The organism is Parasedimentitalea marina, assembly GCF_004006175.1.
GTDB classification, from domain to species: domain Bacteria; phylum Pseudomonadota; class Alphaproteobacteria; order Rhodobacterales; family Rhodobacteraceae; genus Parasedimentitalea; species Parasedimentitalea marina.
The window spans coordinates 4,284,555-4,296,576 of sequence record NZ_CP033219.1 but is presented as its reverse complement, the minus strand read 5'-3'; the positions used below and the strand labels follow the sequence as shown (position 1 = coordinate 4,296,576).

10 protein-coding genes are annotated in these 12,022 nt (G+C 53.6%); 3 read left to right on the top strand and 7 right to left on the bottom strand.

The annotated features are described in order from the left end of the window. Positions 1–159 precede the first annotated feature (159 nt). The 7 genes from EBB79_RS20645 to EBB79_RS20615 all read right to left on the bottom strand — a co-directional run bounded on the left by EBB79_RS20645 (position 160) and on the right by EBB79_RS20615 (position 8,455). Entirely contained in the window at positions 160–1,263 is a 1,104-nt protein-coding gene (locus EBB79_RS20645; protein ID WP_127750697.1) for a flagellar basal body P-ring protein FlgI, read from the bottom strand. After that, entirely contained in the window at positions 1,263–2,267 is a 1,005-nt protein-coding gene (locus tag EBB79_RS20640; protein ID WP_127750696.1) for a flagellin, read from the bottom strand. Before EBB79_RS20640 ends, EBB79_RS20645 begins: the two co-directional genes overlap by 1 nt. A 3-nt stretch (positions 2,268–2,270) precedes the next feature. Then, positions 2,271–3,719, bottom strand: coding sequence for a flagellar hook-associated protein FlgK (flgK, locus tag EBB79_RS20635; protein WP_127750695.1), 1,449 nt, complete (start codon positions 3,717–3,719; stop codon positions 2,271–2,273). A 44-nt stretch (positions 3,720–3,763) separates the two neighbouring features. Continuing rightward, a complete protein-coding gene (locus tag EBB79_RS20630) occupies positions 3,764–5,065 on the bottom strand; it encodes a flagellar hook protein FlgE (RefSeq protein WP_127750694.1) in 1,302 nt (433 codons plus the stop codon). 116 nt (positions 5,066–5,181) lie between these two features. Next, entirely contained in the window at positions 5,182–6,018 is an 837-nt protein-coding gene (locus tag EBB79_RS20625; RefSeq protein WP_127750693.1) for a flagellar motor protein MotB, read from the bottom strand. Positions 6,019–6,231: 213 nt separating this feature from the next. Then, positions 6,232–7,854 carry a GMC family oxidoreductase gene (locus EBB79_RS20620; protein WP_127750692.1) on the bottom strand — a complete coding sequence of 541 codons (1,623 nt, stop codon included), beginning with the start codon at positions 7,852–7,854 and terminating at the stop codon, positions 6,232–6,234. A gap of 91 nt (positions 7,855–7,945) precedes the next feature. After that, entirely contained in the window at positions 7,946–8,455 is a 510-nt protein-coding gene (locus EBB79_RS20615; protein WP_476739488.1) for an Lrp/AsnC family transcriptional regulator, read from the bottom strand. 59 nt (positions 8,456–8,514) lie between these two features. Between EBB79_RS20615 and EBB79_RS20610 the strand changes: the two genes are divergently transcribed. From EBB79_RS20610 to EBB79_RS20600, 3 genes are read left to right on the top strand one after another with little or no spacing between them, the layout of a single operon-like run. Further along, positions 8,515–9,663 carry an amidohydrolase gene (locus EBB79_RS20610; protein ID WP_127750690.1) on the top strand — a complete coding sequence of 383 codons (1,149 nt, stop codon included), beginning with the start codon at positions 8,515–8,517 and terminating at the stop codon, positions 9,661–9,663. Between the two features lie 2 nt (positions 9,664–9,665). After that, entirely contained in the window at positions 9,666–10,856 is a 1,191-nt protein-coding gene (locus EBB79_RS20605; RefSeq protein WP_127750689.1) for a diaminopropionate ammonia-lyase, read from the top strand. Beyond that, positions 10,846–12,015, top strand: coding sequence for a M24 family metallopeptidase (locus EBB79_RS20600; protein WP_127750688.1), 1,170 nt, complete (start codon positions 10,846–10,848; stop codon positions 12,013–12,015). Before EBB79_RS20605 ends, EBB79_RS20600 begins: the two co-directional genes overlap by 11 nt. Positions 12,016–12,022 lie beyond the last annotated feature (7 nt).

Sequence of the window (12,022 nt, the reverse complement as noted above, 5' to 3'; positions counted from 1 at the left end):
TCTATATAAGCCCACTGGTCAGCACCTTTGGTCAGGGTATCCAGATTTGTCCCCTGACCAGCTGCGGTATTTGTGCTCAGCTTTGCCGCGGATCAAGGCACTAAAAAACCCCGGCCATCGTTAGGAAGGCCGGGGTTTTAATGTCAATAAGTCAGTATATCAGCGTACGACAAACTCTGCATGCAGCGCGCCTGCGGCTTTTAGGCTTTTGAGGATATCAATCATATCGCGCGGCGATACACCCAGGGCATTCAAACCAGCCACAACTTCGGAGAGCGAGGTAGTCTCTGGCACTTCAGCCAATTGGATGCCCTCTTCCTCGTCGATGGCCACCCCGGTGCGTGGAACCACAACGGTTTCACCGTCCGTAAATGGATTGGGCTGCGACACCAAAGGTGCCTCTTCGATCCGAAGTGTAAGATTGCCCTGTGCCACAGCCACCCGGGAAATACGAACATCACTGCCCATAACAATCGTCCCTGACCGCTGATCCACCACCACCCGTGCTTTGCGCTCAGGCTCAACCAGAATGTTTTCAATCCGGCCAATGGCATGGGCGGTTGAACGGGTGTTGGTCCGGGTGACATCAATTTCTACGGTCCCGGAATCACGCATTAGGGCAACGTTTGAGTTAAATTCGCGATTTATGGCCTGCTCGATCCGACCTGCAGTGGTGAAATCCGGTTCCCGCAAAGCCAACCGCATTGTAGTTAACGATGCCAGGTCGAACTCGATCTCGCGTTCAACGCGGGCACCCGAAGGAATCCCGCCTGAAGTCGGCACGCCTTGGGTAACCGAGGCCCCATCTCCTTCGACGACAGCCCCCCCTGCTAGAATGGTTCCTTGGGCCACCGCATAGATCTGCCCATCAGCAGCATTCAACGGTGTCATAACCAAGGTACCGCCGAGCAAACTTTTTGAATCACCAATAGCCGAAACCGTCACGTCGATTTGCGTACCAACTCGCGCGAAGGGTGGCAGGCTAGCCGTCACAAAAACCGCAGCAACGTTCTTGGGTCGAAATTGTTCGCCCGTTACATTGACACCAAGCCGTTCCAGAATATTTGACATGATTTCTTCGGTAAACGGCGAGTTGCGTAAACCATCGCCAGTCCCATTCAGGCCAACGACCAGACCATAGCCAACCAGATCATTACCACGAACCCCGTCAAACTCGACCAGATCTTTCATTCGGATAGCGGATGCCTGCAGCATCGTAGGAAGCATCAGGCACGTCAATAATATACGAATATATGTCATCATCACATGAAACTCAGCAAGGAAAGTTGGTTGGAGCGGGCGGTCACAGTATACAGCGCTTCCAATTGATATTGTGTCTCTTCCAACCGGGTTGCGGTTTCAAAGGGATCAGCCTGGGTGAGCTCGTTCCTAGTAATACTCAGGCTGGTTGCGGTCGCCGCATTTCGAACCGCAGCTTCTTCAATGCGCGCCTCGGTAAAGCCCAAGTCAGCCTGAACGCTTATCAACCGGTTGTTGGTGTCCAACAACTCGCCGCCAGTGCCTGAAATCAGGTCACTCGTAATGTCTATCGCAAGAGACAAACCAGATTCGGTTGCCAACGCCCCGATAGCAAAGCTTTGCATGGCCTGCTTAAAGTCTTCGTCGTCTGCCCGCAGGGCGATATTGACCTGCTCATTGGGGCCGATACTGACCGAACCCATAGATGTCGTGGAACCCTGATACATGACTGTATCAAACCCGGTTGGATCATCAAACCAGTCTTTCACTGCTGTCATGATATCTGCTGCAGTGGTCAAGCCTGACACCTCTGTCACCAGAGACGACATCAGAGTATCCACACCGGCCAACGGCACAACAGTCGTTGCCGTGCCGGCAAACAGACTGCGACCTGCGACTTGAGCGTTCAACGATTGAATCGTTTCTTCGAGATAAAGGCGAGATTGACTGGATAGCAGATCAATATTGTCTTCGTTCGTGGTTCCAGTTGTTGCCAGAATGTCGTTGCTAAGCGAGCTCGCATTTTCACCTATATTGGCAATCAACATCTGAGCCGAAGATGCAAAAAAAGAGGATTCCGTTGTCGCAACTTCAAATGACTCAAGAAGGGAAATACTACGGTCGATATCCATCAGGTAGGTATAGTCACCGCCAAGTTTCACGCTAAGATCCGAAGCTTGGCCAGTGCTCAACTCGTCTGTCAATGTCGCCAAACTTTCTTTTAATTCGGCGGTACGGCTGCGCAGAAAAACACTGTGCGCCATGTCTCCAAAAGATGTTATACTCATCTATTATATCCTCAGAAGTGTTTCCATAAGTTCATCGACGACCGTCATCACCTTGGCGTTGGCGGCATAAGCCTGTTCGATCAACATGAGGTTTTGCAGCTCTTCATCAGAGTCCACTGCTTGAGCCAATTCCATTTGGCTCATCGCGGAAAAACTGGCTGAGGCAAAGCTGAGTTCTTGGTCTGCGGACGTGCTGGACTGGGTGAAATGCGATAACAGATTGGCACTCAAACTTGACGCCGAAACCGTTGTGGTGCCCATACCACCGCCTGATGATACGGTTCGCATGACTTCAAGCGCATCCGTGTAGCCCTGCAACAGGCTGGAATCCCCGGCGTTTCCGATTGCCGCAGCATTCAAACCATCTCGAAGGCGCCATGTCTCTCCAACACCATCCATGGACACCAGGTCATTGAGTTCCAGCCGATTAGAAATTCCAACGGTATTTGCAGCATTGAAAAATCCACCGTTGTCAGTGAATAGACCGGGATCAGTTGCCCCTAATGTGGTGTCCAGCGATGTATCTTGGAACCGTTCAATAAGATCGGCAGCCATCGCATCAAGGTCAGCCTGGGCATCAACAGCAAAGACATCCCGGACCTCGAAATTTGCTGCCAGCGTGCCACCTTTAATAGCCCCATCTGGACCAGTATCGATCGGGATTCCATTGATCGACAGCCCCGACAGCAACCCATTGTCCTGGGTCATGTGGGGCATCGTATCTGGCACGCTGTCAAACGTCAGCTCAGCCGCTTTGCCATCCAGCAAAATCGACCCGCCTTCAGAAAACAATGCGACTTGGCCATTGTCACGCTGAATCATAGTAACCGGAATGATTTCGTTAATCGTATCAATCAACTGCGCTCTCTGGTCCTGCAACGCAGCGGTATTCATACCACCAGCCTCGGACACCATGATCCGAGCATTCAGTTTCTCAACGTCTTTCAGGGCCTGATTGATGATATCCACCTGAACATCAATAGATCCTTCCGCGGCAGTTCTCATGTCGCGCAAACCCTCCGCCGCTTCGGAGATTGAATTCGCAAGTGCTTCGGCCTGCAAAGCCAAATCGTCTAGCCGTGGCCCGGAATCCGGGCTCGAGGCTGCCTCGATCAGGCTACTTTCAAAGTTTGTTAGCCTGGCGGAAATCGAAAACGGATCAGAAATATCGCCTACCAGAGTAGTCAATTGACTGTAAAAGTCTGCCTGAACTTGAGCATTGCCCAGCTCGGCCTCTGTGCTCCGGCGACCCGATTGAATCGCCGGATCAATGTTGCGATTGATACCAACGACCTGGACGCCAACCGTAGACGCATTGCTGGAAAGATCCAGAGTGCGTTTTGCATAGCCTGGTGTCAGCGCGTTTGCTAGGTTTTCAGAGACCACTGACGACGCGAGGCCGGCAGCAGTCAAACCAGTCATGGCGGTATTGAAGGCGGAAGTGATAGACATATTAGGCCTTTTCTATTAATCCAGATCGTTAGATTTCAGCGCGATTAGCGCTTGATGTTGGTCGTTTCCTGCAACATCTCATCCACAGTTTGGATAATCTTGGCACTTGACGAATACGCCCGCTGTGTCTGAATCATATTGGTCAATTCAGTCGCGACATCAGTCGTGGATTCTTCGCGCGCATAACCCACAACATCACCTGTTGGTCCGTCACCTGCATCCCACAGATAAAATGCACCACTTTTGTCTGATGACATATAAGTCTGCGAGTCCAACGAAATCAGTCCGTTGGGGTTAGCCATATCAACTAAGGGAACTTGATAAACGACACGGGTCGCACCGTTGTCATAACTGGCTGTCACCAGACCATCTGCACCAACTTCAACCCCGGTAAACGTACCGACGGGTGATCCGTCTTTGGTAACGCCGGCCATGTTAAAATCATCTGCCAGCTGCGTGAGACCGTCACTGGTGCCAATTTCACCAATGCTAACCTCAATCGGGCCGCCGGCGACACTCACAATTACTGATCCCGTGGAGGCGTCATATGCTCCACCGGAAACCATAGTAACCGAAGCCAGAGAGCCACCCGCTGTTTGGCTGTCAGTAAAGGTTACAACGTATTCACCAATGACTGCGCCACCAGAGGCCGAGTCAGTCAGCACCATTGTCCATTCATTGGATGCACCCGTACCAGGTACAGTTGGCGTATATGCCACCGAGATATTCTCAGCATTTCCGAGGTTGTCATAATACTCGATCGGCAAAGTTTCGACGTCCCCGTCCGAACCAGCAATCGTCGACGCGGAAGGAAGGTTAACGCCCAGATGAACCGACGTTGTCGGCTCACCAGTCAATTGGGTCACGTTGAACTGAACCGGTTCCAGACTGGTAGAACTGCCGCGAGAATATGCAGGGATGGTTCCGTCAGATAGGGCAGGCCAACCTAGCAAAACCAAGCCAGAGTCAGTCGTCAACATTCCGTCTGCATTGGTGGTGAAGGAACCAGTGGTTGTCATCATCATGTTGAGGCTGCTGGTATCAGCCTCAACATCTACCAGCGAGGCGACTGGCAACATACCACGGCCACGTACCGCCAGATCTGTTGAATTGCTGGTCGACACCAACGACCCACGCTCGTCAATCATACGTGTCGAGGTTGTTGAGACGCCACCGGCTGTATAAGTCCCGCCATTCGTCGAAATCACCATAGAATGGAAATCCGTTTGCACCCGCTTATAACCAGCGGTCGACGAGTTTGCGATGTTGTCGGAAATGGAAGCCAGTCGACTGGCATTCGCGGAAAGTCCAGCTACGCCGGCATTCAGCGAGGAAGATAAAGTCATAAGATACGCCTTTCTGCTGCATCAAATTATTCTTGAAGCTACAGCTAACGCATCGGCCATTAACGGGCGGCTAACAGATAAAATTCGATCTATCTCTTGGCCGCCTGTTCTTTGTTTTATTGGCGTAAAAGTACGATTTCGATCCGGTTATTTCGCTCTGACATCGGATTTGGTACTGATAATTTTCGATCTGCATGCCCCGTTACTCGATGAATCCGAGCCGGTTTCATGCCACCCGATTCGAGTAGCCGCCTTGTGGTGTCAGCCCGGGAACTGGACAGTTCCCACACCGGGTTATTCGCCAGAACAACCGGATGCGACCGGATATGACCACTAATGGCGACATCGTTGCTGACCACTCCAGTCACCCGTGCCACCATTCGCATCAAGTCGCGCAATAAAGCTGTAGGCGTTTCTTTGCCCTCTTCAAACAGCGGCGCATTCTCGGTGGCGAACATCTCAATGATCAGCCCCTCGTCAGTGACCCGCGTTACAATGTGCCGGGCCATTTCAACGCTGACCATGCTTTCGCCGCCTCGCCCCTGCAGCGCCTCTTCGATGGTCTTGAATTCTTCGTTTTCAGCCATCTCCTGTGCGCTCTGGTCCAGCCCGGTCTCTCCGCGTGCCTGCTGCGCATCTATCGGATTGGCTTCTGATGCACCGATCCCATTCTGAGGCATGATATCCTCAGAGAACATGCTGTCGCCATTGAAGACGCCATTGCCCCCACCCGATATTCGACTGATTGGAACCGTCGGCGAAAAATAGTCCGCAAGACCTCTTCGCTGCTTTTCCGTCGTTGCGCTTAAAAGCCACATCAACATGAAGAAGGCCATCATCGCGGTCACAAAGTCAGCATAAGCTACTTTCCATGCACCGCCGTGGTGGCCACCGCCACTAACGACTTTTTTCTTCTTGATGATAATGGGCGCCAAACCGTTTTGTGCGCTCATAATCCACTACCTTTTTATCACCCATTACTGGGATAGCAGTGAGTCTCTTAAACATGCCTTAACAGATAAATTTGCCGGCAGTTAAGGTAGGTAAACGGGGCCATTTGGGGCTCATACACCCAATTTCCGCGTAAATTGCAGTACACATTGAGAATAGTCGCCAAATTTAAACTAACTCTCGCAGATAGTGTTAACGAAACCCGCACCTATTCTTTAAGATTTTAGGGGTTCCGCCCTGCCCCGGATCAAATCCGCGGCCTTCTCTGCAATCATGATCGTTGGCGCATTGGTGTTGCCGCCAATCAATCGTGGCATCACACTGGCATCTACAACACGCAGGGCCTCTAACCCGTGCACTTTTAAGTTCGGATCTACCACGGAAAACTCATCGCGACCCATTTTGCAGGTTCCAACCGGGTGATAGATTGTATCAGACCGGGCCCGGATGTGGTGTTCCAATTGGGCGTCATCCGGTTCCCCTTTTATAAACAGCTCCTTGTAAGCATATTCAGCCACTGGAGGCGCTGCCATAATATCCCGGGACAACCGCGTGCCCTTTTTCAAAACCTCCAAGTCATCTGGGTGCGATAGAAACTGTGGGTCGATTTTAGGTGGCGCCAGCGGATCGCCCGACGTTAATCCCACTGCCCCACGAGATTTTGGGCGTAACACACAGACATGGCAGCTAAACCCGTGCCCCAAATGCAGCTTGCGCGCATGATCGTCGACAATTGAAATCACAAAATGAAGCTGAACGTCTGGGCGATCAAGATCCGGAGCGGTTTTCAAAAATGCCGCGCCCTCGGCAAATGGTGTGGCGATCATACCCCTGCCCGTCTTGCGCCACTTACTGATATGTTTCAGCAGACTGACACCTCCTGGCAGTGAGATACCAAAATTGTCCCGGTCCTTGGATTTATACGCAAGCGTGAAATCCAGATGGTCCTGCAGGTTCTGCCCAACACCGGGCAATTCGTGCACCATGTTTATACCATGAGGGACAATATCGTCCGGGCGCCCGACCCCGGACAACTGCAACAGTTGCGGTGAATTGAAGGCGCCGCCGCACAATATAACTTCTTGGTTTGCAGTTACCTGCACGTCTTTACCCTTCTTACGATAAGCGACGCCAGTGGCGCATTTTCCGTCGAACAGAACGCGCGTGGCCTGGGCCCCGGTGACCACGGTCAGGTTTGAGCGGGTCATGGCGGGGTGCAAATAGGCCGCGGCCGCCGAGCACCGCTCGCCATTGCGGGTCGCGTCATGAAACTGGGTGACCTGATACAGGCCAATGCCCTCGTTATTCCCGGTATTAAAATCTTCAGTGCGCCGGTGCTGCAGCGCTTCGCCTGCTTGAATAAACGCCTTGGTCAATGTGCGGGGGGATTTTTGCTCGCTGACTTGCAATGGCCCTGCCCCGCCATGCATACCATCACCGCCACGTTCGTTATTTTCAGACTTCAGAAAATACGGCAGTACCGCATCCCAGTTCCATCCGTCACAGCCCAATTCCGCCCACTCATCGTAGTCACTGGCATGGCCGCGCAGATAAAGCATCGCGTTGATGGCGCTGGACCCGCCCAGCGCCTTGCCGCGCGGTTGATACCCCTTGCGACCATTCAGACCTGCCTGCGGCACTGTTTCAAAAGCCCAATTATTGATTTTTGGCCGCCCCGGAAGCATCGAAACAACTGCGGCCGGCGCACGAACCAAGATACTGTCGCCACGCCCTCCAGCCTCCAGCAGACAAACCGTTTTATCCGGATCTTCGCTTAGCCGCGCTGCCAGGGTTGACCCAGCTGATCCACCACCGACTATAACGTAATCAAATCGCATGACTGCTCCGGGCTGTTGTTGAACCAATGTCCGTCAACTCAGCCTCGCGCTTTTGGCTAGGCTGTCCAGTCTAACGGAGCGTCAACAGGGGTCACAGTACATCCAGCGACGTCTTGACCCGATCCATTACGATCGACGTTTTGAAACGACTGATGTTGGATTCGTCAAAGAAATGTTCTTGGGTGAATACCTCGTATTCCTGGATATCGCTCACCACCAGGATCAGCATGAAATCTGCCTCGCCAGTGGTATAATAACACTGCTGCACACAGGGCGCGTTGCGCATCTTGCGCTTAAAGCTATCCAAATGGGCCCGGTTTTCCCGCTCCAATATCACCTCGACGAGTATGGTCATTTCCCGCCCCAGCTTGGCCGGGGACAGCACGGCGATTTCCTTTTCGATCACACCTGTCTCACGCAGCTTCTTTAGCCGTTTTTGCACGGCCGCAGGCGACAGCCCTACATCTTGACTGATGGTTTCAGCGGTCAATCGGGCGTTGCCCTGAACCAAGCGGAGTATGTGCAGATCATTGTCATCCATTGTCCGAAATTCATCCAGTTTTTTGCCGGTTGCAACAAAATTCGTATCATATTTATCCAACAACAACTGCGAAACTCGTGGAGGCGATGTAAACTGAATGAGACAGGGGAGCGACAACCATGGATGATTTTCACAAAGGCCTGACCAAGTTGCGGCAGGAATTCCACCGCGACCCCGAACTGGGTTTTCGCGAGGACCGCACCAAGGCTAAAGTGGCAGACCATTTGCAGGCGCTGGGGTTAGAAGTTCACAGAGGCACCGGCATAGTTGCCGTCTTGCGTTGTGGCACTGGCAACCGCGCTATCGGTCTTCGCGCAGATATGGACGCATTGCCAATTTCGGAAAGTTCGACTCATGGCTATGCGTCACAAAATGACGGAGTAATGCATGCCTGTGGTCACGATGGTCATATGGCTATGCTGCTGGGCGCCGCCGAAATCCTGACCCGGGATCCTGACTTTGACGGAACCGTTGTATTTCTGTTCCAACCCAATGAAGAACACGGGCTGGGAGCGCAGGCGATGATTGCTGAATCTGTGCTTGAGCGTTTTCCCATCGAAGAAGTTTATGCCATTCATAATTTACCCGGAGCCCCTGTTGGGCAGGTTTCCACCCGACCCGGTCTGATCTGCAGCAGCGAAAGCCTGTTTGAGATCACCATAACCGGTGAGGGCGGCCATGCCTCTATGCCGCATGTTGGCGTCGATGCGATCACCGTTGGCGCCGAGTTGGTTCAGGCGTTGCAAACCATCGTCTCACGCAAACTCGCACCGGCGTCAGGTACCGTGGTATCAGTGACCGAATTCGTAACCGATGGACAACGTAATGTCCTGCCGGGAAGCGCTATCCTAAAAGGTGATGTCCGCGCCCGTTCAACAGAAGATCGCGATACCGTAGAACGCTTCATGCGTCAAATTTCTGACGGCATCGCCGCAGCACATGGCGTAAAAGTCTCAGTCAGTTTTGCGACGGAATTCATCGAGACCATCAATGCCCCAATCCCTGTTGAGGCCGTCGTCCGCGCTGCCCAATCACAGGGGCTGGCTACAATACCTGACCGTGAGCCTATGAGCTTCTCGGAAGATTTCGCCCATTTCAGCGCCGCCGTACCGGGTTGCTTTTTGTTGTTGGGTAATGGTGAAGACGGGTCAAACGGGCGACCACTGCACGCCGCAAATTACGATTTCAACGATGCCCTTCTGCCAATCGGAGCCGCTTTCTGGGCCGCTCTGGTCCGCGACAGGCTACCCCTTAAAAAAGGACACTGACAATGGACAGGTTTTCTGCCGCCCAACTACAACATTACACTAGCACTCGGCTTTCCGGAGATTCTGCCAACAAGGTGCTGTCCAAGCAGGACTTCGAAAATGCCTGGACTGAAATCACAGCCTGGGATGGATATCTTGCGACTCCCTTAGTCGACTTGGGCGCATTAGCCGGTCAAATCGGTATTTCTAATGTAATATACAAGCACGAAGGACCTCGGTTTGGGCTAGGCAGCTTCAAGGCGCTTGGCGCAGCTTATGCGGCGTTGCGAGTTCTGCAACGAGAGGTGTCACGCCGGATAGGCCAGAGCACTAGCCTCACCTCCATCCGAAATGGCGAGCACGCTGAAATTTGTTCCCAAATCACCTTGGTCTCTGCAACCGACGGCAACCACGGTCGTTCGCTCGCCTGGGGCTGCCAACGATTTGGGGTCCCTTGCCGGATCTATATTCACGCCGAGGTCAGCGAGGGCCGGGCGCAGGCGATGCGGGACCTGGGCGCAAAAGTCATCAGGATAGAGGGAGACTATGACGCATCAGTTGCTCTTGCCCGTGATGAGGCAGAGCAAAACGGATGGTTTGTCGTCTCGGATACCTCATGGCCTGGATATTCGGAACCACCCCGTGATGTAATGGCCGGATATGGCGTGATGACGCGCGAAATCTGCGAGGCCTTGGATCAGGCCCCAACGCATATTTTCCTGCAAGGTGGCGTTGGTGGACTGGCCGCCTCTGTTGCGGCTGGGTTGCGGCAGTATTGGCAGAATGAAGCGCCCCGTGTGGTGATCGTCGAGCCAGACTTGGCCGCCTGCCTATTTGAAAGCGCGCAGGCAGGTACGGCAACCACTGTGGCGATCGCCGAGGAAACGATAATGGCCGGTTTGTCCTGTGGTGAGCCCTCGCAGATGGCCTGGGAAATCCTAGAGCAGGAGGCCAGCGACTTTGTCACTATTCCCGATTCGATCGTCGCCCCGACTGTTCGTCTATTGGCCCACCCGCAAGGTGATGACCCAGTGGTCGAAGCTGGCGAAAGTGCGGTTGCCGGTTTGGCAGCCCTAATCGCCGCGCGCCAAAGCCCCGAACTGTCAGACGCACTCGGGTTAAACGCCCAATCCCGCGTATTGCTAATCGGCTCTGAAGGGGTTACCGACCCTGACATTTTCGCTCAAATCATGGCTGAAACAGATGACACATAACGCCCCTCCCCGCGGTTTTCCGCCCGAGGAGTTTGAGGCCCGCACAGCCAAAGCCCAGTCAGCGATGGCTAAGGCGGGCCTATCGGGGTTGTTGCTGATGACCGAGGCCGAAGTACGCTATTTCAGCGGCTTCCATACCCTGTTCTGGCAAAGCCCGACGCGCCCCTGGTTCCTGTTTGTCCCGGCCCAAGGCAAACCCATCGCTGTCATTCCCGAAATCGGCGCCATGCTGATGCGTCAAACTTGGCTTGATGACATCCGCACTTGGGATGCACCAAACCCCGGCGACGATGGTATCAGTCTGTTGACGGAACTATTGTCGCCACTGGCCAACCAAAGCGCCAGTATTGGCGTTCTAAAAGGTCACGAAACCAGTTTGCGTATGCCACTTGGGGACTACGAGCGGTTGATCACGACCCTTCCCGGCCTGCGAATTGAGGACGCCACAGGACTTGTTCGCTCGCTGCGCATGGTAAAATCCCCCCGGGAGATCGAAAAACTATCTCACATCTGCGCCGTTGGATCGCGGAGTTTTGAGTGTGTACCTGATTTCGCCAAAGCAGGCACACCCCTGGACGAAGTGTTTCGTAGCTTTCGCCACGCGGCTTTGGATGCCGGTGCTGACGATGTGCCATATCTGGTTGGCGGCGCTGATCATGGCGGCTATCGCGATGTCATTTCGCCGCCCAGCGCAAGACCACTCCAAACTCACGACATACTGATGCTGGACACGGGTGCCACTTGGGATGGCTATTTCTGTGACTTTGATCGTAACTTTGCCATCGGACAAGCCGACGACCTGTCCCGTCGTGCCTATGATGTGCTATGGCGCGCCACCGAAGCAGGCATCGCCGCCGCCCGCCCCGGCGCCACCTGCCGCGAGCTATTTCAGTCGATGCAATCGGTGATCACGGAAATGGATAGCTCCGGCGGTGATGTCGGTCGATTAGGGCACGGGTTGGGAATGCAGCTGACAGAATGGCCCTCGCACGCGGCATTTGATGACACCGTGATCCAGGAAAACATGGTTCTGACTTTGGAACCATCGCTAAGCTATGGTGATGGGCGTATCATGGTGCACGAAGAAGATATCGTTATCCGGTCATCCGGTGCCGAACTGCTAACCACCCGCGCAGACTCTGAGCTGCCAGTCATCTGAAGGGCAA

Coding starts and splice junctions, on each gene's coding strand:
- EBB79_RS20645 (WP_127750697.1), bottom strand. CDS start 1,263: ATGATGACATATATTCGTATATTATTGACGTGCCTGATGCTTCCTACG.
- EBB79_RS20640 (WP_127750696.1), bottom strand. CDS start 2,267: ATGAGTATAACATCTTTTGGAGACATGGCGCACAGTGTTTTTCTGCGC.
- flgK (WP_127750695.1), bottom strand. CDS start 3,719: ATGTCTATCACTTCCGCCTTCAATACCGCCATGACTGGTTTGACTGCT.
- EBB79_RS20630 (WP_127750694.1), bottom strand. CDS start 5,065: ATGACTTTATCTTCCTCGCTGAATGCCGGCGTAGCTGGACTTTCCGCG.
- EBB79_RS20625 (WP_127750693.1), bottom strand. CDS start 6,018: ATGAGCGCACAAAACGGTTTGGCGCCCATTATCATCAAGAAGAAAAAA.
- EBB79_RS20620 (WP_127750692.1), bottom strand. CDS start 7,854: ATGCGATTTGATTACGTTATAGTCGGTGGTGGATCAGCTGGGTCAACC.
- EBB79_RS20610 (WP_127750690.1), top strand. CDS start 8,515: ATGGATGATTTTCACAAAGGCCTGACCAAGTTGCGGCAGGAATTCCAC.
- EBB79_RS20605 (WP_127750689.1), top strand. CDS start 9,666: ATGGACAGGTTTTCTGCCGCCCAACTACAACATTACACTAGCACTCGG.
- EBB79_RS20600 (WP_127750688.1), top strand. CDS start 10,846: ATGACACATAACGCCCCTCCCCGCGGTTTTCCGCCCGAGGAGTTTGAG.